The sequence below is a fragment of the Actinomadura scrupuli genome (assembly GCF_050971785.1).
GTDB classification, from domain to species: domain Bacteria; phylum Actinomycetota; class Actinomycetes; order Streptosporangiales; family Streptosporangiaceae; genus Actinomadura_E; species Actinomadura_E scrupuli.
Genome location: NZ_JBPCCU010000010.1, coordinates 101,997 through 125,381, shown reverse-complemented (window position 1 = coordinate 125,381; position 23,385 = coordinate 101,997). Strand labels below are relative to the sequence as shown.

Here is a 23,385-nt window from a genome sequence, read left to right as displayed (position 1 = left end):
GATGAAGATGACGGCTTCGACCGGTCCCGAGACCGACCGCTCGATCTGGTATCACCGGCACGGGCCCGTGCTCGCCATCGGCATGTGGTCCGAGCGCGACCCTGGCCACGGGGAGGACGCCGAGCCGCTGCTCGTTCATCACACCCGCAGCGGAGAGGGCGTGCTCGGGGTGTTCGACGGACTGGGCGGTGCGGGCGCGGCAATCGCCTACGAGCCGCCCTGCGGCGTCCCACGTACCGGCGCCTGGGTGGGAGCTCGGGTGGCGCGCGCCGCCGTCGAGTCCTGGTTTCGCGACGGCCTCGCAGGCTCCGGCCGGCGGACCACCGGGACACTCCATCGGCGGCTCACCGAGCTGCTCGACAGGATGCGCCCGGTGAAGGGCAGCCGCCTGATGGCCAAGATGCGGCGCGAACTGCCCACCACGATGGCCGTTCTGAGTTACGCCCTCACCGGGCAGATGGTGCGTTGCCATGCCCTCTGGGCCGGCGACTCCCGTGCCTACGTGCTGACAGCCGATGCCGGGTTGCAGGCGCTCACCCGCGACCACACCGTCGAGACTGACGCCCTCGACCAGCTCCGCCAGGACCCACCGATGGCCAACGTCATCAGCGCCGACCGGCCATTCACCGTGGACTCCTTCGAGACGGAACTGCCCGCGCCCTGCGTTCTCATCTGCGCCACCGATGGGTTCTTCGGCTATGTCGACACCCCAGCCGACTTCGAATGCCTTCTCCTTGACGCACTGCGGCGTTCACGCGACGAGGCCGACTGGGCGCAGCGCCTGTGCGACTGGGCTGGCGCCGCCTCGGGGGACGATGCCTCCTTGAGCGGCGTGGCGCTCGGATTCCGTGGGTTCGAAGAACTCCAGACGTTCTTTTCGGCACGAACGGACGACGTCGTCGCCCGTTACCGGCCCACCCTCCGTTACGACGGCCTGACGCTGGAGCAGTGGCGCACCCGAACCTGGCACACCTATCGACCCGGCTACGAGCGTCGTATGCCGCCACTCCGCCGGGAGGCTCTGTGAAACTCGGAGATTCCATCGGTGGCTACCTCATTGTCAGCGAGCCCACCAACCAGGGCGGCGGCAAATGCGTATGGGCCTTCGCCGAACGAGACGGGCGCTCTTACTTCGTCAAGCAGTTTCTCGATCCCAAACGACCGCGCGAAGGCGCTCCCGACTCGCCGCGCACCCGGGCCCTGCTGGAGGAATGCGCCGACTTCGAGTTCCGGCAGCGGCTCATCGGCGACCGAGTGAACCCCCGGGCCAGCGGATCGGGCAATCTCGTCCTGCCGGTGGCGTTCTTCTACGAGCGCTCGACGTACTACAAGGTGACCGAACGGATCATCCCCGCCCCGCTGGCGAACGTTTTCGCGCTCGACACCCGTAACAAGTGCGTGCTCCTGCGCACTTTGACGCTGAGCGTCCTGCTCCTGCATGAGATCGGCATGGTTCACGGCGACCTCAAGCCCGAGAACGTTGTCATCCAGCAGCGCGCGGCCAACGCCTTCCACGTCGCCAAGCTCATCGACCTCGAGGACTCCTACCTGTCCGGAGCTCCGCCCGAGTGCGATGTCATCACGGGCGGACCGCCCTACTGCTCGCCCGAACTGCTGCGCTACATGCGAGAGGATGGCGAAGTACACCCCTCCGACATCACCACCAGCACGGACGTTTTCTCGCTGGCTCTGATGACGCATCGCTATCTGACAGGTGCGCTGCCCCAGGCGCCCAGCGGATTCGAATCTCCGGCCGACGTCGTCAACGCCCGGCTGCCCCTGGGCATCGACGAGCGGCTGACACCGTCGCTTCGTGCGCTGATCGAGGCTGCGACTGAGCGCGACCCGCTCTCCCGACCGGCGACGGCCGACTTCTTCACGGCATTGAAAGACCCTGACGCGTGCGTGCTACGCCGTCTGAAGAGCTGAGCAAATCCTCCACCGGAAGGCCCCCTGTGAGCAACGATACCTATAGCGCGAACCTGCAGTACGCCGTCGACATCGTGTTGTGCATCGATGTCACCGACAGCATGCGCCCGGTGCTCGACCGGGTGAAGGAAAGCGCCCTGTCCTTCCACGAACGGCTGGAGGACGAGATGGCACGGAAGAACAAGTCGATCAGCCAGCTGCGCATCAAGGTGATCGCCTTCCGCGATTTCGCGGACAACGCCGACGACGCCATCCAGCAGACCGACTTTATGCTCTTCCCAGAACAGTCCGGCGAGTTCGCCCAGTTCGTTCGTAGCCTCTACCCCGGTGGCGGCGGCGACTTCCCCGAGTCCGGGCTGGAAGCGCTCGCCCTGGCGATCAACTCACCGTGGGAAAGCGGCCTTGACCGGCGCCGCCACATCATCGTGATGTTCACCGACGCCTCCGCCCATCCGCTGGGAGAGCCGAACGCCCAGGCCGCTTATTCCTACCCGCAGGGCATCCCCGCCAGCCTGGACGAGCTGGCCGAGCAGTGGGGCTACGCACGCAGCACCCAGGCCGTCATGGAGAACTCCGCCAAGCGACTCGTGCTCTACGCCCCGCCTGCCTTCCCGTGGGTCGACCTCTACGAAGAGTGGAACCTCACCATCCACTTCCCGTCCAAGGCGGGCGAAGGACTCCAGGAGTTCGAACTCAACGAGATCATCGACACCGTGGCGGGCAGCCTGTGAAACGGTTCTGGCCCGCGCGCCGACGTTCTTCCACCGCTGACCCGGACGACAGACGGCTGATCACCTTCCGGCCACATGCCGAGACCGAGGCGCTGCTCCGCGAGCTGGACCAGCGCACCGCCGACCTACCGGCAGATCGGAAGACCGAATGACCAGCACCGACTTCCAAACCTGGCAATGCCTGCGCTGCGACGTCTGGAACGACCCCGGCCATATCGCCTGCCAGGTGTGCGAGACGTCCCATGGGCTGGCCGTCGACTCCCGCACTCTCCAGCCCCTGCCCACCATCTGCGCGCCCAGACCCACCCAGCCGCGTAGTACTTCCGCCAGGATCAGCCACACCCGTCCGCCCGTCTCGCCGATCGAATTCTACGCTCCGCCCGCTGTGCCACCCGTCCCGCCGACGGGATATCACCCTGGGGCGTTCCGCCCACCGAGCCCCGCGCCGTACCGCCCGCCCGGCTACGGCCCGCCCGGTTACGGCCCTCCCGGGTTCCCACCGGGCATCCCTCACCGCCAGCAGCTCAGCGGACCGGTCCTTGTCTTCGTGATCGTCGCTGCGACGCTCATGGGCTTGTACTTTCTGGTGATCATCGCCGCAGCACTGTCCGAAACTTGATCAGGCAAACGGCTGGGACCGACAACGGGCGAATGAACACGGGTCATGACCACCTCCAGGGCGAATCTTGGAGCAAGGCCGACGGGCTTACAGCCATAGATCAATAGCCCGCCGACGTCGCTGACATGCCACGCAAGCCGAAGTGGCGCCCATGCTGTGCCGCTGGAAAACCCGGTTGGTACTGTGAGCTGCGGTTTTGCTGTGGGATCCCCGCCGTGGCTGGGAGCGTCTCGAGGTGCTGTTGGCTCTGCTCTATCGGATTGGTGAGGTGCCTGCTCGGTATGCTTGCTTGGTTCGGTCGGATCTGTTCAAGGACGTCGAACTAATGGTGCTGCGTCGGTGGCCGGTACCCGGGCAATGGCGCTGCGATGTTTGCTCGTACGCCGTGGATCATCGCGGCACCGTCCGGCAGTGATCGGCACGGAAATTCGCCGAAACCCGCGCAACGCGACACGAAACATCACTGCCAAGCAGCGTCCGACATCAATCGATACGGCTGCAGCGGGTCTCATAATCCATCGGTCGCGGGTTCGAGTCCCGCCCGCCCCACCACCGTGGGTGTGAGCTGGGAAGACTCCGTCACGTGAGGGGCCGCTTGACCACTTCCAGTGGGTGACGACCGGTTGACCTGTGAACTAAAAACCGGTCGTCCCACGAAGTGGGGAGGCGACCATGCCGGCCAAGTCCAAGTCCATGTTCCGATCCCAGCCCGCCCAGGCCCCGGCCACAGTCGGCCGTAAGGTGCTCGCCGGGGCCCTGACGCGGGAGATGATGCTCGATCACTACGAGCAGCATCTGCAGACCGCGACGAACCGCAACGGGCGGCCGTTCGATGCCAAGACGGTCCGGGTCTACATGCACGCTGCCCGGTTGCTGGCCCGGTTTCTTGATGATCAGGAGATCGCGGGGGATCTGTCCCCGGCGTGTGATCCTCGGGTACTGAACGCCTTCTTGCGTTCCTATCTGGCCGGGCACTCGCAGAACGGGACCGCGAACGTGCAGCGGAATCTGCGGACGATGTTCAACTGGCTGGAGGTGGAGACGGAGATCGAGAGCCCGTACCGGAGCCGGGTGCTGGATCGGTACCGGCCGCGGGAGACCAAGCCCAAGACGCTAACCGGGGACTTCATCCGTGAGCTGCTGGCCGACTGTAAGGGGCACGGCTTCACCGATGTGCGGGACCGGGCCATCGCGGCTGATGCTGGATGGGATGCGGGTGGCCGAGCTGGCCGAGATCGAGCCGCACGAGGTGCCGACGCTGGCCGGAGCGGTCGTGCGTCTGAAGCCGAAGAAGGCCGAGCGTCGTTATGCGGAGGATTCGGGGCGGCGGGTTCTGCTGGATCAGGAGACGGTGAAGGCTTTGCACCGGTGGCTCCGGGCCCGGGAGTCGCATCCGCTGGCGCGTACCGCGTTGGCGGGTCATCTGTGGCTCGGTAAGGGGTCGGCGACGCCGTTCGGGTACAACGGGATCCGGCTCATGCTGATCCGTCGTTGCAAGCGCCTGGGTTATGACGTGCATGTGACGCCGCACATGTTCCGGCACACCTTCGCGCACGACTTCCGTGAGCAGGGTGGTGCCATCGATGATCTGGCCGAGCACATGGGCTGGTCGGGTCTGGAGATGGCCCGCCGCTACGGCAAGGACATGGCCGAGGATCGCGCCATCCGAGCTCGCCGCGACATCGGCCGGATGTACTGACCGGCGGCCCCAGCTGCTACCCCAACCGCGATGAACCCCGCGGGGCTTCGACTGGGCAACGCTGCACGGGGTTCGAGTCCCCAACGGGGGACCCAGAACAAGGGAAACCGCTCTGACCAGGGAACATATGTTGATTCCGGCTGAAGACTGGCTCTGGCACGAATTTCGTGATCTTCCAGCGCTCACCGGGACGTGTTGTTGATCATGGTAGGTGACGGTCTCGGAGTTGCTGGCGTTGTTGTTCCCTCACCTGGCCTGCTTGCAGGTCGAGGAGGTCTACCGGTCGGGCAGATCAGTACGGGTCCGGGCCCGAACACGCACCTCGCAGCTGGCGTGTCCAGGGTGTGGGGTGGTGTCGGGGCGGGTGCACAGTAGCTACGAGCGGCGGCTGTGCGATACGGCGGTCAGTGGCCAGGAGATGGTCGTTCACTTGCGGGTTCTGCGGTTTGTGTGCCGTAACGGTGGTTGCGGCAAGAAGACCTTCGTCGAGCAGGTTCCCGGGCTGACCGTCCGCTACGGGCGTCACAGTGTCCGGCTTAGGCAGGTGCTGCAATCGATCGGCCTGGCCCTGGGCGGACGGGCCGGTGCGCGGCTGACCGGCCGGCTTGCCGCCGCGGTGAACCGGATGACGCTGATCAGGATGATCCGGTCCCTGCCCGACCCCGAACTCGCCAGTGGGCCCCGGGTGCTGGGAGTCGATGACTTCGCGCTGCGCCGCGGCCACACCTACGGCACCATCCTGGTCGACATCACCGCCAGCCGACCCATCGATGTACTGCCCGAACGATCCGCGGACGCACTGGCCGCCTGGCTGCGCGACCACCCCGGTGTCGAGATCGTCTGCCGGGACCGGGCCGGCTGCTACGCCGAAGGAACCAGCCGCGGCGCACCCAGGGCGATCCAGGTCGCGGACAGGTGGCACATGTGGCGCAACCTCAGCGACGCCGTCGAGCGAACCCTCGCCAAGCACCGCTCCCACCTGCGGGAACTCACCCCCGCCGCGCGGCAGTGCGACCCACCCTCAACAGCGCAACCCACCGCGGACCTCCCACCTGTCTCCCGTGAGGAGGGCCGGCGATCCGGACGTCTGGCTGAGCGGACCCGCGACCGGCACGCTGCCGTCCATCAGCTGATCGCCGAAGGTCAGGACCTGCGGGCGATCGCCCGTGAGCTCCAGATGGCCCGCAACACCGTCCGGCGCTTCGCCCGCGCGAGTAGCCCCGAGGAACTGCTGGTCAACACTGGCACTGGGAAACGCCCCAAAGCGATCGAAGCGTTCGCCCCCTACCTGCGGGAACGGTGGAACCTGGGCTGCACCAACGCCCAACAGCTCTACCAGGAGATCAAAGCGATGGGCTATCGCGGCAGGCCGACCACCGTGCGCCAGTACGTGCATCCCTGGAGGTCACTGACCACCCTCGCCCCGCCGCCGCAGCCTCCGCCCACCGTCCGCCAGGCCACCGGCTGGTTCCTGCGCAACCCCGCCGACCTCGACTCCGACGAACACCACTACCTCAACGCCCTTACCAGCGCCTGCCCGCCACTGGCCGCCATGCGCGGTCACGTCCAGGCCTTCGCCACCATGATGCTCCAGCTTCGCGGCGACCGCCTCGAACAGTGGATCCGCGGCGTCCAAGCCGACGACCTGCCCGAACTGCACTCCTTCGTCACCGGCCTGCGCCGCGACCTGGACGCCGCCAACGCCGGCCTCACCCTGCCCTACAGCTCCGGGAAGGTCGAAGGACATGTCAACCGCATCAAAATGATCAAACGACAAATGTACGGCCGAGCCAACCCCGACCTCCTGCGCAAACGCATCCTCCTCGCCGACTGAGAAGGGCCAACCTCACGAAATCAGTGCCAGAACCAGTTGCCACGTGTTCCCCAAGGCGCAGGTGCAGCACGTGTACGCCAAAGACGAGTGGAACAGCCTCGCGAATCTGGCGTTCATCTCGGCCGAGACCAACAAGTTCATCGGGTCCAAGCCGCCTGTCCAGTACATGGGCCAGATCGACCCGAACCGGCTACGGGAACAGTGGATTCCCGAGAACGAGGCTCTGCGCGACATCGCCGGCTTCCCACAGTTCCTCGACGCTCGCCGTCACCTTCTGGTCGACGTCCTCAACCAGATGCTTGGACTTCCGCCCTTCCGGCCCGGCCTCGCCCAGCGTGACCAGGACGAAACCCCCGATGACGAGGCCGACCTGTACGCGGGCCCCGAGCCGGGAGACGACTGATCTGCAGTCATCGGCACTATGGAACACGGCGTCCTGCCACGAGCCGGCCTCCTGCGGCATCGGCCCATCGACCTCGACCGTGAGCCGCTTACGGTCGGCGTAGCTCACCAACTATGGGCGCAGCTCTGGCCAGCGACGATGCGACATGTGCGGAACGGGGACTAGCCAGCGGTCCGATCTCACAGGCTGCCGCCGGCAGCATCCGCAGGCAGGACCAACGAGCCCTCGTGCCCGCACTGGCCGTAGTTTTGTGTGCATGGGGTTCGAGTCCGAAGACCGTATCGGCCCGGATCAGCCCATGATCGACATCTGACGATACGGTGCTGGTGCGTCCGCTGCCGCAGCGGCGAGCGCGCCTCGTCAGTGAGATGGGCACGGTGTGGCTGGCGAAGCTGGAGCGCGGTTGCGCCTGCGGTTCCGCACGTCTCTCCCGCGTCCTGGACGTGATCGGTATCGGCTAGGTTGGCCGCGTGGATGTCCAGGTTCTGGAGGGTTCGTTCGTCGAGGTGCCGACCGCCGATGCCATGGGCATGGATCGCCGTGCGTTCGGTGAGTTCGTCGGCCCGCAGGGTGAATTGGCCTCGTACGCGTTCGGCTGGACCACCGGGCCGGTGCCTCACCTTGCCCGGCTCTCGATTGGGATCGGCGCCGGCAATCCAGACGGCGGTACGTTTCACGCTGTCATGTTCTGGCACGAGGGCGGCCACGCGTTCTCTCTCGCTGACGAGCCGTTCGAGCACGTGCCGCAGGGCGGCCCGGACCTGGTGGCGGACCAGGCCCGCACCCATGTGGATCTCCCGTTCGTGTGGTGGGTCGCAGACCGCGTCATGGAGCGTGATCGACGGGCGTGGTGGATGCGGCACTGGCTTCTGGGCACCCGTTGTATCCAGACCATCGAGGTCTTCGAGCGTCGCGAGCCTGTCCTGCTGGTCGGGAACGACGCTGACGATGGGCTCTGGCAGCTCATCGGCGCTACGGGCGCGGGCAGCACCGGCAAGATCGGACACCTCCACCACGCCGTGGACGAAGATCCGACGTTGCTTGATGTCCTTGACCTGCCGCCCGGCCACAGCGCGAACCGAACCCGCGTCGGAGGACCCTGGGCACGCCTTCTCGGCTACCCGGCATAAGCCGGTCGCATATGGGGCTCTTCGGCCGCCTCGTCAGCAGGCTCGGTGAGAACACGCTCTACTTTGCCGCGTAGCGAGCGCGAGCACTGGACGACGAGTCCCGGCGCAGGGGCCCGTTGAGCTGCCACGGAGCCCATCAAGAGTTCCTGCCTTGATGACGCTGCTGTTGGATTCACGGCAGGGCAGGCGTAGCGGGCTGCTGCCGTGGGTGTTGCTGATTGTTGGTAGCGCGGGAAGTCTCGCGGCCAACGTGGCCGTGGCCGAGCCGTCTGTGGTGGGTCGGTTGATAGCCGGGTGGCCCTCGTGTGCTCTGATCGGCTCGTATGAGCTGCTGATGAGCCAGATCAGACATACCGCGGCAAGAGGCGTCGGACGCGAGAACGTTGTCACCTACGTTCCGCATACGGCCCCCGAAGTGGCTCATACAGGGCCTCATACGACCAGTGAGCCAGCTCATACGCTCTGGGCAACGGAGACGGCGAGCTCCTACGGCGCTCTTACCAGCCCCGTGGATCCGTCCGGGGGCTCGGATGGAGCCCATACGTATCGGCCGATCGACTTCATAGGCGCTTCAGACAGAGACCCAGCGCGGCCGGTTGATGATGCGCGGTCAGGGCAGCCGTCCCGTCGCAGAGTCCGATCGGGCAGTACTGCGGGCGCTCAGCAGCGCGCGTGGCGCTGGGCGGTGGCCAATCGCACACCCGAAGGGGACCTTCCACCGGGGAAGGCAATAGCCGGTCAGTTCGGGCGTAGTGAACGTTGGGGGCGCCTGGTCAAGCAGGCCGGGCTCGCAGGACGGTTGGATGCGGTCGTCGGGTAGCCGACCGGGCCGAAGCATTCCTTTGCGTGCATTCTGCCCCAAACACATGCCGTAGACGGCTGTTGGCGGCCGCCAACGCGGCCGTGCTCGGTCTGGTCGGCCACACTCGTGATGCTGAGCATCATCTTCTGCCGAGGACAGTGACGCTCGGAGCCCGTAAGGTGTGGCCAGTGGGGTGGGAGGCGCTCGGGCAGTGGGGTGAAGACGTTGCTCGCATCGAACCACTCGCTGGCGGAGTCGCCAACGACGTGTGGAGCGTGCGCCTCAACGGGCACCTCGCGGTCGGTCGTCTCGGTGCCAGGAGCGACGCTGATCTCGCGTGGGAGACCGCGCTCCTGCAATACCTCGATGGTGAAGGTCTGACTGTGCCGGTGCCGATCCCGACGACGGACGGCCGGCTCTTCGCCGACGGTCTGGTGGTGATGACCTACCTGGATGGCGGACCGCCCGAGACGCAGGCAGACTGGCGTCGCGTGGCCGGCACGCTCCGCGAGCTGCATCGGTTGACGCAGGGCTGGCCGCAGCGCCCAGGCTGGCGATCGTCGACCGACCTCCTGCATGCTGAGACCGGGACGAGGATCGACCTCGGCGCGATGCCCCCTGAGAGCGTTGCTCGATGCCGAGCAGCGTGGGCGCGGCTCATCGGACATCAGACATGCGTCGTCCACGGCGACCCCAACAACCCTGGCAACGTCCGCATGACCGCGAATCAGGTCGCGTTGATCGACTGGGACGAGTCGCACGTCGACGTCCCCGTCCTCGACCTCGTGCTGCCCCACAACGCCGCCGGCCTCGACGACGCCGCGCACGACATCGCCGCGCAAGCGTCGGCCGCATGGGAAGCGGCCGTCTGCTGGGACGACGAGTACGCAGTCAAGCGGCTCGCCGAAGTTCGAGCGGTCTGAGAACGCGTTCGAGGAGAGCCAACCCTTCTGCACTACGCCCGGAGGGGGTCAGTATTCAAGCCGTCGTCGACAACGAGTCGACCGCCACCAGCAGCCGCGGTTCACCCCCACGGGCGTGGGGACCACTTCGTCCACGTCTCCGGCTCCATCAGCGCCGCCGGTTCACCCCCACGTGGAGGTGAACCGTCGGGGTCGCCGACTAGCGACGCGGCGCAGAGGTGGTCCCACCCCCGTAGGGGTGAACCGCCGACGGTCCACAGGGTCGGCTCGGCGGAGGTGTGGCTTTGCCGTCGAGATGCGGCACCGTTTGTCGGCGGGTTCGGGCACCGGTTGGTGATCGAAGGGCTGAGATTGTCGGTGAGTTTGGGCACCGCGTCAGAGCGTGGCGGCGTAGGCCTCGGCCAGGCGTTCCATGACGCTCGGACCATCCCGTTCCGGTATCGGTTCGCCGAGATGGATGGTCCGCAGCTCGGCCATGAACTCGGCCCACAGCTCCGGCCCACCGGTTGCGAGCAGTTCCGCCCGCACCCGTAGCCGCCTCGTGGTCGGGCGGTGGCGCAGACCCCACTCGCCGAGCTGGGCGAAGACGGGCACCAGCTGAATCGAGGCCTCGGTCAGGCTGTAGGCGGCCCGCCGTCCCGGCCCCGCGTCCTCGCGGGTCAACAGGCCGGCGTTCACCAGCCGCTTCAGCCGGTCGGCCAGGATGTTGGAGGCGATCCCCTCCTCGGAACCGGCGAGCAGCTCCCTGAAGTAACGTCGATTTCCGAACATCACGTCCCGCAGCACGAGCAGACTCCAGCCGTCGCCGAACGCCTCGACCGCGGCATTGATCGGACAACCCGAACGCGCTGACTCCACCAATTCGCACCTCACCTCCAGACTGGTTGCAATCTACCACCGGATGGCCTAGCGTCAGCTTACCGATTGCAAAACGCAAGCAGGTTGTAGGAGGCGACGAATGAGCGACACCCAGCCGCAGACCGCAGGCGCGAAGGTGCTCTGGCACTTCACGATGTCGCTGGACGGCTTCGTGGCGGGGCCGAACCACGCAATGGACTGGATGACCGGAATCTCATTCCGTCCGGGCCTGGTCGAGGAGTACGTCGGGACCACGGGCGCCGTACTGGGCGGCCGAGACGGTTGGGACGCCGCGGTGGATGACAGTCGCCCGTACGGTGGTGCCTGGGACGGACCGATCTTCGTGCTCACCCATCACCCCGAGGATGCGACGCCCGCCGACGGAGTCACGTTCCTGAACTGCGGTCCGGCTGAGGCGGTGCGGATCGGGCTGGAGGCGGCCGGCGGCAAGAACCTCGAAGTGTTCTCGCCCACCATCGGCCGTCAGCTTCTCGAACTTGGATTGATCGACGAAATCGACCTGCACATCGCACCGATCCTCCTCGGCGAGGGCATCCGGTTGTATGACAACCCCGGTGGTGAGCCGATCCGCCTCCACGGGGTCGGCGAAGGCGACCCCGGGTCAGCCGTGAATGTACGGTACCGACCCACCACAACGGCGACGATCCCGACCTGAGCCGAGCCCACGTTTGCTTGCATCTTCCTGCGTACCGGAACTCGTATGCCGACATGGCGGCGGGTCAGCCGACGTTGTGTTCGGCTCGGGCGCGGGTCTGGGCGAGCCGGTAGGAGTCGGTGCCGGTCTCGATGATGTTGCCGCCGAAGGTGAGCCGGTCGACGATGGCGGCGCAGAGACGGGGATCGGTGAAGGTCTTGGTCCAGCCGCCGAAGCTATCGTTGGAGGCGATGGCCAGACTGTTCTTCTCCTCCCGCTCGGTCAAAACCTGGAACAGCAGCTCGGCACCGCGGCGGTCCAGTTCCATATAGCCCAGCTCATCAATACATAGCAGGTCGACGCGTCCGTAGCGGGTGATGGTCTTGTTGAGCACCATGTCATCGGCGGCCTCAACCAGCTCGTTCACTAGCTTGGTGGCCAGGGTGTACTTGACCCGAAATCCTTTCATCGCGGCCTCGGTGTCCAGGCCGATCAGCAGGTGGGACTTGCCGGTCCCGCTGTCACCGATGAGGCAGAGCGGCTGGCCCTTAGAGCTCCTAACAGAATGATCAGCGGACGAGTCGGCGCCAGCAGATGATGGCGGCTGCGAGGGTCATGAACGCTTCGTGGATGTCGTCGCGGATCTCCCAGCGGATGCGGAGCCGTCGGAACCAGTGCAGCAGGGCGATGGTGCGTTCGACGACGTGGCGCTGGGTGCCCAGGCCCGAGCCGTGGGGTGTGCCGCGCCGGGCGATTACGGGTTTGATGCCTTTGGCCCAGACCATGCGCCGGTATTTGTCGTGGTCGTAGCCGCGGTCGGCCAGCAGCTGGTCGGGTCGGCTGCGGGGTCGTCCCACCCGCCCGCGTACTGGTGGGATCTTCTCGATCAGCGGCAGGAGTTGGGTGACGTCGTTGCGGTTGCCGCCGGTCAGACTGATCGCGAGCGGAATGCCGTGCCCGTCGGTCAGGACATGGTGCTTGGAGCCCGTCCGTGCTCGGTCGACCGGGCTCGGACCGGTTTTGGGCCGCCCTTGAGCGCCCGGACGTGGGAGCTGTCGATCACCGCCCGGGACCAGTCCAGCTGCCCGGCGGCGTGCAACTCAGCCAGCAGTATCTGATGCAGACGGTCCCACACACCGGCCTGGTTCCAGTCCCGCAACCGGCGCCAGCAGGTCATCCCCGACCCGAAACCCAGCTCCTGAGGCAGGAACTCCCACCGGATCCCGGTGTGCAGCACGAACAAGATGCCGCACAACGCCTTGCGATCATCCAGCCGCAGCCGGCCCGGATACCGGCTACGCCGCTCCACCCTCGGCAGCAGCGGCTCGATCCGCTCCCACAAACTGTCAGCCACGATCCACGGCGGATCCTCACCCTTCCTCATGAAGATCACCGAACCGGACCGACCGACCCGCGCACACCCGAAGTGATCATTCTGTTAGGAGCTCTTAGTCACCCATTCGCAGGTCGCCAGGGTGTGAATGACAGCGGGATCGATGTTGGGGTTGGCGTCGTAGTCGAACGCACGTAGCGACTTCTCCCGAGGGAACGCGGCGGCTTTGATCCGGCGTTCGGAGCGGCGGCGGGCGCGGTCGTCGCATTCGGCCATCAACAGCTCGGCCAAGAACCCGAGATAGGACATCTGTTCGCGGGCGGCGGCCTCAGCGAGCTCGGGGAACTGGCCGCGGATAGTGGGCAGCCGCAGCATCCGGCAGGCCTGGTCGACGGCGGCCTGGGCGGCTTGTTCGGTCAGCCCACGGTGGCGTTGGACGGTCATGGAGACTCTCCCTCAGCCGGACGCTTAGCACCGGGGCGAGGGCGTCGCAGCAGTTGGTCATAGACCGCCACTGATGGCAACGGCCGGTTATCGGGTGGCAGGTGAGCCATCTGTCGTTCGGTCAGGAAGGTCACCGTCGCGGTGCCGGGCTCCAACAGGTTCTCGAACGGTTCGGCGGGTTCGGGCCGGTCGGCTTCTGCTGCTTTGCGGCTTCCAGGGGCACGGCATCAGCGGTGAGCGCACCGGCCCGCAACGCGACGGCCAGCCCGGCGACGAGATGTTCGTGGTTCATGTGCCGGCCCAGCAACAGCACCTCGATCAGTGCCCGGGTGCCGTCGCGGTCACCGTGGGCATTGCAGCCGCCGCCCACCAGCTGTCGTGCACCGGGGTGAACTTGCCGGCCGCGCGGGCCTGCTCCAAGGCGGTCGCCCCCGGCAGCGCACCGGGCTAGCGGACCAGCACTTCCAGGTAGTGGTCCAACTCCAGCCGGGATCCGCCCTTGGCCAGTAGCCGCTCATGCCGGGCGACCTCCTCTTGTCCGTCGTAGACGATCAGTTCGGAGGCGTGCAGCATGACCCGGACCTTGCGGCCGATCAACCGAGCCGGCACCGAATAGCGATCGGTGCGCACGCTGACCTGCGCATAGCGATCAACGCGCAGGGACATCACCAGGCCGGTCTCGAAGACCTCCTCCGGCATCGGTTTGAGCAGGGGCTGCTCGATCGCGAAGTGCTCACCGATGGTGCGTGGCCGGCTCCCGATCCGGCGGGTCTCATCCGCGACGTCCCACTTATCGACCATGGCATTCAGCTCGGCCAGCGAGCTGACCTCGGGATCGGCACCAGGTGATTGCGGCGGAACCAGCCGATGTCGCCTTCCACCCCGCCTTTCTCATGCGCGCCCTCGATGCCCGGCTGGCAATAGAACGGCTCGAAATCGTAGAAGGAATGAAACGCCGTCCATCGCGCCGTCTCCACCCGGGCCCGAGAGAACCCCAGCACCTGGGCGACGGCGGCTTTGAGATTGTCATAACGGACCTTGCCGAGAGGCACGCCGCCCAGCATCCTGAAGGCGCGCACGTGGCCCTCGAAGAACGCCTCCTGGCCGCCGGAGGCGAAGATCTGGTGCACGGACTTACCCGAATACGACATCCGCAACGCGAACAGAACCAGCTTGACCTGCTGACCAGCAAGCCGGACGGTCACGTCCCCGAAGTCGACCTCCGCCTCCACGCCAGGCTGGTGGGACTGCGGCACGAACGCCTTCGGCGGCCCGCGGCCAGCCTCAGTCCGGATCTCGCCACGCCGCTCAGCGACATAGACACGGACCATCCGATACGTCACCTGTGCCGCGTCGTGCTCATCGACCAGCCGGTCGAAGATCCGTTTGACGGTGTGCCGCTGCTTACGCGGCGCATCCAGATCCGCCCGCAGCATCTGGTCAACCAGCCGCTTATAAGGATCAAGCCGGGTCTCCCGCGGCGCCATCTTCTTACGCGGCTGCGGCCACACCGACGCCAACGCCTTAGCCACCGTCCGCCGCGTCACCCCGTACTTGTGCTCCAGTGCCCGCCCCGACATCCCCGTCGCCGAATCACGGCGGATCGCCGCATACAACGCGACCTTCTCGGCCTGCGATGCCACGGCGCCTCCTCGGCTAGTGCTCTGTCCATGAACGTTGGCCGGGTTGGTCAGCAGGGCCCCGGCAAAGTCGTTAGGTGATGCCGAGGAGGGCCAGTGGGCGGCGGCTGTCGCGGGCGTGATGTCGGGTGCCGGCGGCGATCGTGGTGATTCCGGCGGTGTGTAACGCGCCGATGGCGGCGTTGCGCAGAGCGGCCATGACTTTGGACGGTGGGATGGCGGCCGTCGCCCAGGCCGGGGGGGACCCCGCCACGGCGGCGCCCGCGCAGAGCAACGCCGCGATCCTCCGCCAGGAATGGGTCAGCCGTGCGGCACGCCTGCTATCGGTTTGCCACCGAGGAAGTCCTGCAGGATCTCGGTAAACCGCGCCGGCTGCTCCTCGGCCACGTAATGGCCGCAATCGTCGAGGACCACCCCGGTGACATCGTCGGCCGCCAGCCGCATCGTCTCGGCGACCATCGCGCCGCTGTACCGCGCGCCGCCGATGGCGAGCACCGGCAGCGTCAGCCGGGTCTTCTTGCGCCGCTCGTTCTGCGCGATCGTCTCGTCCAGCGCCCGGTAGTACGCGAAGCTCGCCCGCAGCCCGCGAGGATCCGCGACGATCGCATCGACGTAGACGTCGACGGCGTACGCGGGGATCGCGTCCGGGGTGGCTGCCTTCTTGGCGAACTGGTGGCCGAAGAAGAGCCGCTCCCGCCCCCGGACCAGCTCCTCGTTGAGGTCGGTGAGCCGGTTGAAGCCGAAGTGCCAGAGCCGCTGGTTGACCGCGGCCGGGCTGAAGACCGACGGGGTCGGCGTGAGACCGGGGATAATGGCGTCGACGACGGCGAGCCGGCCCACCCGCTCGGGGTGATCAGCAGCGAGGGCGTATCCGGTCCACATGCCGATGTCGTGGCCCACCACGTCGAACCGGTCGTGCCCGAGCGCGGCCATCAGAGCGACCAGATCGGCGGCCAGCGTGCCGGCGTCGTAACCGTCGTCGGGCTTGTCGGAGAGCCCGGCCCCGCGCGAGTCGACGGCGACGACGGTGTGCTCGCGGGCGAGCGCGGGCATCACTTCCCGCCAGGCGTACCAGGTCTGTGGCCACCCGCCGACCAGCAGCAGCGGCGGGCCGTCCCCGCCGGTGACCGCGTGCAGCCGCAGCCCGTTCAGCTCCACGAGCCGGCTAGTGAAGACGTCGGTGAACCCGTCGGGCAGCCGCAGCGAACTCAAGCTTGTCGTGCCGTCGGCCGTACTCATCATGGAACGATCAGTGCAACTTGTCATGCCGGCGACCATACACATCTTGAAACGATCGGTGCAAGATGTGTAGGCTGACGAACCATGGCGGGCCGCAAGCAATTCGACGTGGACGAGGCGCTGCGACGCGCGATGCACGTCTTCTGGCGCTGGGGCTATTCGGAGGCCTCGATCGACCGCCTGACCGAGGGCACAGGCCTGGGCCGGAGCTCGCTCTACGGCACCTTCGGCGACAAGAGCACCCTCTTCCGGGAAAGCCTCCAACGGTACGCGCAGACCTACCACCCGCTGTACGACCAGGCACTGTCCGGCCCTCACCCGAGCCCGAGCGCCGTTGTGGCCGCCTACCTGCAGGTCACCCTGAACCGCATCGCCGACCCGACGGTCCCGGATGGCTGCCTGCTCACGGTGTCGGCAACGCAGTTCCCGGCCCTCGACGCGGAGGGCCGGGCGATGGTCCGCGCCATGATCGACGGTTTGCGGGCGATGCTGGAGCAGGCGTTGCTGGCGGCGGGGGCCGATGAGCAGGAGGCGGCAGAGCTGGCGTTGTGCACGCTGGCAACGAACAAATCCCTGGCGGTGCTGAGTCGCGCCGGCTTCTCGAGCGAAGACCTGGCAACCGTCGCCGCAGCCGCCGCCCGTATCCCCGGGTGACCGCATCCACTACCTTGAGTAGTGCGGGTCTTGCCGTCGACCGCGATCGCTTGTCTCGTGGCCGACTCCTCTGTGGTCGTGGCCCGGCCGGTGTGCCGGTCACCGATCGCCTCGGTCAGTAGGTCAGGATCGAGTGCTTGCAGCAGGCGGCGGATCATCGTCTCGGACGGCCTGCGATCAGGGTTGATACCCAAGGCGAGCATGGTCGCGGCTGGGACGTCGTCGATCCATTCGGCGATCGCCATGTAGGAGCGGTAGCCAACTCGCGGCCACGGCGCCGGTCCTCGTGTCGGTAGGCGGCGATCATTCGCTGGTAGATGCCCCAGGTCGCCTCGACTTCGACATGCGCGTCGTCGGCGAACAGCGCGGTGAGCCGAGCGGCCTGCTTGTCGGTGAGCAGCCCGGCACCTGTGTGCAGGGTCCTGCGCGCGGAGTAGAGGGGGTCGTTCTTCATGCCGCGGTGGCCGTGGATCGCCAACTGGACCCGGCGGCGGCACCGATCCAGCGCATCGCCGGCCAGGCGCACGACGTGGAAGGGATCCATGACCGCTGTCGCGTCGGGGAGCTCTTCGGCGGTGGCGGTCTTGAAGCCGGTGAACCCGTCCATCGCGACCACGTCCACGGCGTCGCGCCAAGCCTCGTCGCGGTCGGCGAGCCAGGACTTGAAAGCCTGCTTGGAGCGACCCTCAACCATGTCGAGCAGCCGGGCGGGACCGGTGCCATCACGGACGGCGGTGAGATCGATGATCACGGTGACGAACTTGTCGCCGCGGCGGGTGTGGCGCCACACGTGCTCGTCTACCCCGATCGCCTCGAGTGCCCACCGCAGCCCGCGACGCGACAGCTTCGCTCGCGGCTCAGCTGCGAGGCTGGTGTCCTGGCGCCACACGTGACCGCAACCGGTACACCGGTAGCGCCGCACGGTCACCACGAGCGTCGTCGGCCGCCAGCCCAGCGGCTCGTGGGCCAGCTCCCGGGTCACGGACGCCCGATCTCGTGTCACCGTCGCAGCGGTCTTCTTCGCGTACCCACTCAGATCGGTCAACGGCGCACTCGATAGCGCAGGTGAAGCACCCGGTTGCCCTGGACAACTATGTCTGGGCCTTCCAGCAGGTGCTGCGCGTCGACGGAGCCGAAGTAACGCTTACCGGACCCGAGCACGACGGGTGCGACGTCCATACGTACCTCGTCGACCCAACCTGCGGCGAGCGCCTGGCCGCCGACGTCGCCAGCAGCGAACTCGACAGTGCGGTCACCCGCAAGCTCCCGCGCCTTGGCCACGGCCGCCTCGATGCCGTCGACAAAGTGGAACGGCGCCTGGAGGTCCCAGCCCTCGGGCGCACCACGGTGACTCACCACGACCACATGGTCGATCCCACTCGGAGGCGTCCCATCCCAGCCGTCGGTGATGTCGAAGGCGTGACGGCCGGCAATGGTCACCCCGACCTCGTCCCAGTACGGCCGGACGTAGTCGAACGAGGCCTGCGACACCTTCAGAACGCCACTGTCGTCCAACGGCACGTCACCGCTGACCAGCCACTCGAAGATCGGACCTGGATCGTCGTTCTCAGCCGCGATGTAACCATCCACCGAAACCGATGCGTTCATGACCACTTTCCCCATGGATTCCTCCTCTGTTTGGAGTCCCAAGTCTTGTGCGGCGTGAGCTGTCGCTCTTGTACGAAATCAATCGGCCGGGAGCGGCCAGCCGTCCAGGACGTGGTCGGGATGATCGCGCAGGAATCGCCGCCGGACTTCGGCGTACCGGGTCGGCGTGAGCCCGGTGAACTCCCGGAACTCGCGCACGAAGTGGGCCTGGTCGAAGTAGCCCGCGCCAGCGGCAACGTCTCCCCAGTCGATCGGTGCAGCGACGTCGAGCGCCAACACGGCGGAGCTGAAGCGGTAGCTGCGAGCCAGCCGTTTTGGCGTGACACCGACTACGGCCTTGAACCGCTTCGCCAAATACGTGCTGCTGGCGCGGGCCGCCACACCGATGTCGCTGATCGGCACTGTCCCGCCTGTCGCCGCGACGGCGCTGCTCATTCGGCGGACCAGGTCAAGACCGTCGATCACCCGCAGCCGTCGCACCAGTTCCTCCTCGAGCAACATCAGCATTTCGTGCGGTGCGTCCGCCAAGGTCAGTCGGTGTCGCAATTCAGCGATAGCGGGCTGTCCCCAGATCTGCTCCACCGTCGCAGGTCGGTCGCACAACTCGGCCGCGGGCATCGGAAGGAACGGCGCCAGCCCCCACGGCCTGAAGTGGACGCCCACGGACCGGGTCGGGGTTGGGTAGCTGAACTCCCACGCACGCGTGGGCGTGGTGACCGCGCAGCCGTCGGCGTACTCCACGGCGTCTACGTCGGTGCCTGCGCGGATGAGAAACGGCGCCCCGAGGTTGACTATGAGCAATGGCGCGGGCGCCGCCGGCAGCATCAACCGGGAGTACGGCGGGGCGCCCTCCAGGTAGTAGAGGTCGTCGATCAGCCCGTCCAGCGGCGGACCGGGCACCCTGGATACATACTCCACGCCGACATCATTGCCGACGGCCCATCCGGCATCACGCGCCGCCGCCAGCATCGAGCCGGCGCCGATCCCTGACGGGACCCGGCCGAGCCTCCAGCCGCGCAGGTCGTCCTTCACCTCGGCCAGCACCGACTGGTCGTTGCTGTTGCCCGGCCAGCACCAGCAGCGGACCGGGATGCCCTCCCGGGTCACCGCCAGGCCGATGATTACCGGGAGACGTACAGCGATCAGGTCAAGTCGCAGTTCCTCAGCTGCCGCCTACTGCTTTTCGAGCTTGGCCCATATCCGGGTGATGGCGGCGATGTCATCGTCATCGAGGGGATCGACGAAATATTTCTTCACTGATCCTTCGAACGTTCGCCTGATTGTCTCGGCGAAGTGCCGTCCGCTCTTGGTGAAACTGATGAGCGATACCCGTCCGTCGCCTTGGTCGGCGTTGCGCTGGAGGTGTCCGGCGTCGATGAGGTCCTGGACCAGCCGTGATGCTCTGGTAGGGCTGACGCTGACAAGTTTGCCGGCCAGGGCTCGGACCGACTGAGGCTCGGTTTCCAGGAGCCAGCACAGGATCTCGACGGAGCTGAAGGAGATCTTGTGCTGTTCCGTCAGCACAGCGTCGATCCGCCCGGTGACCGTGGCGTGAGTAAACAGTAGGGCAAACCAGCCCTTGACCTGGTCCGGGGAAATGATCTGCGGCTGTGACACGGGTGCCTTCACACCAAGCAGCATACCTCAAGACTGGATGCCCTCCCATCTAGATGCGCGCGCACGCATCTGCTACGGTGGGTACGTAATTGCGGAAGGGGAGATCAGCCTCGTTCGCAGAGTTCTGCCAGGACCGGCGTCAACCCGCCGGCGTTACGTACCTCCGAGGTCCGCTTTGTCTCACGAAGGTCATCCGCCCTCAACGCGGATGCCTCGAAGACGGTGGCCTCGCACACCGATCGGCCGTGCGGCCGACAGAAAGGCAACGGTCACCATGCCCAAACTGGATGGCAAGGTCGCAGTGATCACTGGAGCGACGTCCGGGATGGCGCTAGCGACGGCCAAGTTGTTCGTCGCCGAAGGCGCCCACGTGTTCATCACCGGACGAGACAAGGCCAGACTGGACGAGGCGGTCGCCGCCATCGGCCACAACGTCACGGGCGTGCAGGCGGACTCAGGAAGTCTGCACGACCTGGCCCGCTTGGCCGAGACCGTGCGGGAGCAGCAAGAACGAGTCGACGTCCTGTTCGCCAGCGCTGGCCTCGCCTCGGTGTCCGACCCGCTGGGCAGCATCACCCCGGATACGTTCGACGCGCTCGTGGGTGTCAACTTCCGAGGCACTGTGTTCACCGTTCAGTACCTGCTGCCGTTGATGAGCGACGGCGCGTCGATCATCCTGAACGGCACGACCAGCGCGACCAAGGGCATCCCCGGTGCCGGGGTGTACTCGGCGAGCAAGGCGGCCGTTCGCTCACTCGCGCGCACCTGGGCCGCCGAGCTGAAGGACCGCGGCATCCGGGTCAACGTCGTCAGTCCCGGCTCGATCGACACCGCGCTCTTCAGCACCGTCGGCCCCGAATTTCGGGAGCAGATCACCTCCGCCATACCGCTAGGACGGCTCGGGGCCAGCGAGGAGATTGCGTCCGCTGCGCTGTTTTTCGCCTCGGCGGACGCCAGCTTCGTCACCGGCGCGAACCTGGTCGTCGACGGCGGGTTCAGCCAGATCTAACGCCAAGCGAGTTCGCCGCGGCGCTCGGCATCGAGGTCCTCCGCGAGCCTCGGCTGTGGTCAGAGTATGGGCCGGACTATTACGCGGTCTTCGTCCGCGACCCAGCCGGGAACAACCTCGAGTTCAAGTGCCGTGCCTCACCCGGCACCGTCACCCCGGGCACGCCGAACCCAGACCCGGCACCGTCACCCCGGGCACGCCGAACCCAGGTCGGCGACGACGTTTGGTCGTGGCTGGCCGCACACGAATGACTGAAGGAGACACCGATGCCTGACTATGGTCATCCTCTGCGTTTCGCCACGTTCATCTCGCCCGCCAACTCCCCAGCGCACCGTCCAGTCGAATTGGCGCAGCTCAGTGAGCGGCTCGGTTTCGACTTCGTCACCTTCCAAGATCATCCCTACAAGGCCGACTTCCTCGACACCTGGACTCTGCTGAGCTGGGTGGCCGCGCGGACCGAGCGCATCGGCCTGTCCGGCAACGTGCTGAACCTGCCGCTGCGCCAGCCCCCCGCCGTGCTCGCCCGCGCGACAGCCAGCCTCGACCTGCTCTCCGGTGGACGAACGAGCCTCGGGCTCGGCGCTGGCTTCTTCTGGGACGCCGTGCAGGCAATCGGCGGACGGCGGCTCACCCCAATGCAGGGCCTGACGGCCCTGGGCGAGGCAATCGACGTAATCCGCGGGATCTGGGACGCCGACGGGCCCGGGACCCTCAATGTCGAGGGCGAGTTCTACAAGGTCCGCGGCGCCGAGCGCGGCCCCGCCCCCGCACACAACATCCCGATCTGGCTCGGCGCCCACAAGCCGAAGATGCAGGACCTGGTCGGACGCAAGGCCGACGGCTGGCTGCCGTCGCTGCCCGTCATGGAACCTGGCGGCCTGCCCAAAGGAAACGCCATCATCGACGACGCCGCACGAGCCGCAGGCCGCGACCCCCGCGACATCACCCGTCTGCTCAACATCTTCCCGGGCCAGCAGACCGCGGAAGCACTAGCCCAGATGACCCTCGAGGACGGCGTCAGCATCTTCATCCTGGCCAGCGACGACCCGGACATACTCCAACGCTTCGCCGCCGAAACGATCCCTGCCGTACGCGATCACGTCGCCCGCGGGCGTAAATAACGCGCGTGGTAGTCGCACCTGCGGCCAACGCTCTTGGTGCAACCCATCACGGCGACCAAACCATCTCAGCCGACCGACCCAGACACGACGGAGGAACACGCACCATGACCACCATCAGCATCATCGGCTCGGGCAACATGGCCACCGCCATCGGCACCCGAGCGGCCCAGCACGGTCACACCATCGAGGTAATTAGCCGCAACATCGCCAAGGCTCAGGCACTCGCTGACCAGATCGGCAACGGAGCCACCGGCGCAACATTCGGCGCAACACCGCTCGGTGACATCGTCATCGTGGCCATCCCATACAGCGACACGGTTTCCGCGGTCGCGAACTACGGTGAGTCACTCGCCGGCAAGATACTCGTTGACATCTCCAACCCGTTCAACGCCGACGCCAGCGGACTCGTGACTACCCCAGGCAACTCGGCGGCCCAGGAGATCGCCGCTGCCGCTCCCGAGGACACATCCGTCGTGAAAGCGCTGAATACGATCTTCGGCCACGTCCTCGCTCAAGACAAACCGCTCGACGCGTTCCTCGCAGGCGATAGCACCGAGGCGAAGGCACAAGTCGCCGCGTTTCTGCAGAGCATCGACTTGCGGCCCCTCGACGCGGGCGGACTCCAGATGGCCTCGGTCCTTGAATGGACCGGCATCCTGCTGATGGGGCTGGCGCGAAACGGCGCCGGCTTCAACCTCGCCCTAGGCGCCGAAGTCCACTGAAGATCTCCTCTGGGTCTGGGCCGGCGACTTGTCCTGCCGCCCAGACCCAGAGGGGCCACATAACAACATGACCGGGCGTTTGTGGTGGAACTCGATGAACGGCCCCAGCGGGACGGCGACCGCGACGCCGGCGAGGCCGCCCAGCACCGCGAGCAGGGACACCTGCCAGTCCGAGGCGTGCAGCACGACGATGGCCACCAGGGGAAGGGCGCCCGCGCCAATGCCGCTGCCCAGCGCGCTGACCGCGTACGCCGTCCAGAACCGGCGCACATCCTCTCCTGCGACAGTGCCGTGTTCGCCGGTGCCCGGTGGCCGGGCAAGGCCACGCGGCGGCGGGGATGGGTGCCCTGTTTGAGTAGGCAGACGAAGATACGGACCGCGGGCGTCCGGATAGCGTCGTTCAGGCTCAGCCACG

22 protein-coding genes and 4 pseudogenes are annotated in these 23,385 nt (G+C 66.8%); 13 read left to right on the top strand and 13 right to left on the bottom strand.

The window, feature by feature from the left end; genetic code table 11:
- Position 1 precedes the first annotated feature (1 nt).
- From ACRYCC_RS34910 to ACRYCC_RS34875, 8 genes are all read left to right on the top strand, one after another.
- Entirely contained in the window at positions 2–1,027 is a 1,026-nt protein-coding gene (locus ACRYCC_RS34910) for a PP2C family protein-serine/threonine phosphatase (RefSeq protein ID WP_433818168.1), read from the top strand.
- The gene (locus ACRYCC_RS34905; RefSeq protein ID WP_433818167.1) at positions 1,024–1,929 is read left to right on the top strand and encodes a protein kinase domain-containing protein; all 906 of its coding nucleotides are present in this window, start codon (positions 1,024–1,026) and stop codon (positions 1,927–1,929) included. The genes ACRYCC_RS34910 and ACRYCC_RS34905 overlap by 4 nt, the downstream gene beginning before the upstream one ends.
- A gap of 26 nt (positions 1,930–1,955) precedes the next feature.
- Complete coding sequence (locus ACRYCC_RS34900) at positions 1,956–2,660, top strand: vWA domain-containing protein (protein WP_433818166.1); 705 nt, start codon at positions 1,956–1,958, stop codon at positions 2,658–2,660.
- Between the two features lie 1,829 nt (positions 2,661–4,489).
- Positions 4,490–4,978, top strand: a complete 489-nt coding sequence (locus ACRYCC_RS34895) for a tyrosine-type recombinase/integrase (protein ID WP_433818165.1) — start codon at positions 4,490–4,492, stop codon at positions 4,976–4,978.
- Positions 4,979–5,189: 211 nt separating this feature from the next.
- Complete coding sequence (locus ACRYCC_RS34890; protein ID WP_433818164.1) at positions 5,190–6,812, top strand: ISL3 family transposase; 1,623 nt, start codon at positions 5,190–5,192, stop codon at positions 6,810–6,812.
- A gap of 43 nt (positions 6,813–6,855) precedes the next feature.
- The gene (locus ACRYCC_RS34885; protein ID WP_433818162.1) at positions 6,856–7,215 is read left to right on the top strand and encodes a hypothetical protein; all 360 of its coding nucleotides are present in this window, start codon (positions 6,856–6,858) and stop codon (positions 7,213–7,215) included.
- Between the two features lie 470 nt (positions 7,216–7,685).
- A complete protein-coding gene (locus tag ACRYCC_RS34880; RefSeq protein ID WP_433818161.1) occupies positions 7,686–8,345 on the top strand; it encodes a hypothetical protein in 660 nt (219 codons plus the stop codon).
- Positions 8,346–9,335: 990 nt separating this feature from the next.
- The gene (locus ACRYCC_RS34875; RefSeq protein ID WP_433818160.1) at positions 9,336–10,070 is read left to right on the top strand and encodes a phosphotransferase enzyme family protein; all 735 of its coding nucleotides are present in this window, start codon (positions 9,336–9,338) and stop codon (positions 10,068–10,070) included.
- Between the two features lie 375 nt (positions 10,071–10,445).
- Here the strand turns inward: ACRYCC_RS34875 and ACRYCC_RS34870 are convergent, their stop codons facing one another.
- Complete coding sequence (locus tag ACRYCC_RS34870) at positions 10,446–10,928, bottom strand: winged helix-turn-helix transcriptional regulator (RefSeq protein WP_433818158.1); 483 nt, start codon at positions 10,926–10,928, stop codon at positions 10,446–10,448.
- Between the two features lie 100 nt (positions 10,929–11,028).
- Between ACRYCC_RS34870 and ACRYCC_RS34865 the strand changes: the two genes are divergently transcribed.
- Positions 11,029–11,604 carry a dihydrofolate reductase family protein gene (locus ACRYCC_RS34865; protein ID WP_433818157.1) on the top strand — a complete coding sequence of 192 codons (576 nt, stop codon included), beginning with the start codon at positions 11,029–11,031 and terminating at the stop codon, positions 11,602–11,604.
- Positions 11,605–11,668: 64 nt separating this feature from the next.
- Here ACRYCC_RS34865 and ACRYCC_RS34860 read toward each other — a convergent pair.
- From ACRYCC_RS34860 to ACRYCC_RS34835, 6 genes and pseudogenes are all read right to left on the bottom strand, one after another.
- Positions 11,669–12,133: pseudogene (locus ACRYCC_RS34860) on the bottom strand (ATP-binding protein); the annotation flags it as partial.
- Positions 12,134–12,152: 19 nt separating this feature from the next.
- A protein-coding gene (locus tag ACRYCC_RS34855; RefSeq protein WP_433818156.1) for an IS5 family transposase occupies positions 12,153–12,967 on the bottom strand; the annotation gives its coding sequence in 2 pieces (ribosomal slippage) (positions 12,153–12,607 and positions 12,607–12,967; 816 coding nt in all).
- Between the two features lie 54 nt (positions 12,968–13,021).
- Positions 13,022–13,360: an ATP-binding protein gene (locus ACRYCC_RS34850; protein ID WP_433818154.1), complete on the bottom strand. Its 339-nt coding sequence runs from the start codon at positions 13,358–13,360 to the stop codon at positions 13,022–13,024.
- Positions 13,357–15,003 (bottom strand): annotated as a pseudogene (gene istA, locus ACRYCC_RS34845) (IS21 family transposase). The gene ACRYCC_RS34850 and the pseudogene istA overlap by 4 nt, the downstream one beginning before the upstream one ends.
- 70 nt (positions 15,004–15,073) lie before the next feature.
- Entirely contained in the window at positions 15,074–15,199 is a 126-nt protein-coding gene (locus tag ACRYCC_RS34840; RefSeq protein WP_433818153.1) for a hypothetical protein, read from the bottom strand.
- A gap of 101 nt (positions 15,200–15,300) precedes the next feature.
- On the bottom strand, positions 15,301–16,242 hold the full coding sequence (locus ACRYCC_RS34835; protein WP_433818151.1) for an alpha/beta fold hydrolase: 942 nt from the start codon (positions 16,240–16,242) through the stop codon (positions 15,301–15,303).
- A gap of 81 nt (positions 16,243–16,323) precedes the next feature.
- Between ACRYCC_RS34835 and ACRYCC_RS34830 the strand changes: the two genes are divergently transcribed.
- A complete protein-coding gene (locus ACRYCC_RS34830; RefSeq protein ID WP_433818149.1) occupies positions 16,324–16,893 on the top strand; it encodes a TetR/AcrR family transcriptional regulator in 570 nt (189 codons plus the stop codon).
- A 259-nt stretch (positions 16,894–17,152) separates the two neighbouring features.
- Here ACRYCC_RS34830 and ACRYCC_RS34825 read toward each other — a convergent pair.
- The 5 genes and pseudogenes from ACRYCC_RS34825 to ACRYCC_RS34805 form a co-directional block, all read right to left on the bottom strand.
- Positions 17,153–17,884 (bottom strand): annotated as a pseudogene (locus ACRYCC_RS34825) (transposase); the annotation flags it as partial.
- Positions 17,885–17,934: 50 nt separating this feature from the next.
- The gene (locus tag ACRYCC_RS34820) at positions 17,935–18,516 is read right to left on the bottom strand and encodes a dihydrofolate reductase family protein (protein WP_433818148.1); all 582 of its coding nucleotides are present in this window, start codon (positions 18,514–18,516) and stop codon (positions 17,935–17,937) included.
- 63 nt (positions 18,517–18,579) lie between these two features.
- Positions 18,580–19,470 carry a helix-turn-helix domain-containing protein gene (locus ACRYCC_RS34815; protein ID WP_433818449.1) on the bottom strand — a complete coding sequence of 297 codons (891 nt, stop codon included), beginning with the start codon at positions 19,468–19,470 and terminating at the stop codon, positions 18,580–18,582.
- Positions 19,444–19,626 (bottom strand): annotated as a pseudogene (locus ACRYCC_RS34810) (IS1634 family transposase); the annotation flags it as partial. The gene ACRYCC_RS34815 and the pseudogene ACRYCC_RS34810, both read right to left, overlap by 27 nt.
- 48 nt (positions 19,627–19,674) lie before the next feature.
- Positions 19,675–20,142, bottom strand: coding sequence for a MarR family winged helix-turn-helix transcriptional regulator (locus ACRYCC_RS34805; protein WP_433818147.1), 468 nt, complete (start codon positions 20,140–20,142; stop codon positions 19,675–19,677).
- 250 nt (positions 20,143–20,392) lie between these two features.
- Between ACRYCC_RS34805 and ACRYCC_RS34800 the strand changes: the two genes are divergently transcribed.
- From ACRYCC_RS34800 to ACRYCC_RS34790, 3 genes are all read left to right on the top strand, one after another.
- Positions 20,393–21,127: an SDR family oxidoreductase gene (locus tag ACRYCC_RS34800; RefSeq protein ID WP_433818146.1), complete on the top strand. Its 735-nt coding sequence runs from the start codon at positions 20,393–20,395 to the stop codon at positions 21,125–21,127.
- 266 nt (positions 21,128–21,393) lie between these two features.
- On the top strand, positions 21,394–22,248 hold the full coding sequence (locus ACRYCC_RS34795) for an LLM class flavin-dependent oxidoreductase (protein WP_433818145.1): 855 nt from the start codon (positions 21,394–21,396) through the stop codon (positions 22,246–22,248).
- Positions 22,249–22,352: 104 nt separating this feature from the next.
- Complete coding sequence (locus tag ACRYCC_RS34790; RefSeq protein ID WP_433818144.1) at positions 22,353–22,970, top strand: NADPH-dependent F420 reductase; 618 nt, start codon at positions 22,353–22,355, stop codon at positions 22,968–22,970.
- Here ACRYCC_RS34790 and ACRYCC_RS34785 read toward each other — a convergent pair.
- Positions 22,950–23,240, bottom strand: a complete 291-nt coding sequence (locus tag ACRYCC_RS34785; protein WP_433818143.1) for a hypothetical protein — start codon at positions 23,238–23,240, stop codon at positions 22,950–22,952. The two genes, ACRYCC_RS34790 and ACRYCC_RS34785, sit on opposite strands and share 21 nt — an antisense overlap.
- Positions 23,241–23,385: the final 145 nt, after the last annotated feature.

Coding starts and splice junctions, on each gene's coding strand:
- ACRYCC_RS34910 (WP_433818168.1), top strand. CDS start 2: ATGAAGATGACGGCTTCGACCGGTCCCGAGACCGACCGCTCGATCTGG.
- ACRYCC_RS34895 (WP_433818165.1), top strand. CDS start 4,490: ATGCGGGTGGCCGAGCTGGCCGAGATCGAGCCGCACGAGGTGCCGACG.
- ACRYCC_RS34865 (WP_433818157.1), top strand. CDS start 11,029: ATGAGCGACACCCAGCCGCAGACCGCAGGCGCGAAGGTGCTCTGGCAC.
- ACRYCC_RS34850 (WP_433818154.1), bottom strand. CDS start 13,360: ATGACCGTCCAACGCCACCGTGGGCTGACCGAACAAGCCGCCCAGGCC.
- ACRYCC_RS34840 (WP_433818153.1), bottom strand. CDS start 15,199: ATGGCCGCTCTGCGCAACGCCGCCATCGGCGCGTTACACACCGCCGGA.
- ACRYCC_RS34835 (WP_433818151.1), bottom strand. CDS start 16,242: ATGATGAGTACGGCCGACGGCACGACAAGCTTGAGTTCGCTGCGGCTG.
- ACRYCC_RS34830 (WP_433818149.1), top strand. CDS start 16,324: ATGGCGGGCCGCAAGCAATTCGACGTGGACGAGGCGCTGCGACGCGCG.
- ACRYCC_RS34820 (WP_433818148.1), bottom strand. CDS start 18,516: ATGGGGAAAGTGGTCATGAACGCATCGGTTTCGGTGGATGGTTACATC.
- ACRYCC_RS34815 (WP_433818449.1), bottom strand. CDS start 19,470: ATGCTGGCGGCGGCGCGTGATGCCGGATGGGCCGTCGGCAATGATGTC.
- ACRYCC_RS34805 (WP_433818147.1), bottom strand. CDS start 20,142: ATGCTGCTTGGTGTGAAGGCACCCGTGTCACAGCCGCAGATCATTTCC.
- ACRYCC_RS34800 (WP_433818146.1), top strand. CDS start 20,393: ATGCCCAAACTGGATGGCAAGGTCGCAGTGATCACTGGAGCGACGTCC.
- ACRYCC_RS34795 (WP_433818145.1), top strand. CDS start 21,394: ATGCCTGACTATGGTCATCCTCTGCGTTTCGCCACGTTCATCTCGCCC.
- ACRYCC_RS34790 (WP_433818144.1), top strand. CDS start 22,353: ATGACCACCATCAGCATCATCGGCTCGGGCAACATGGCCACCGCCATC.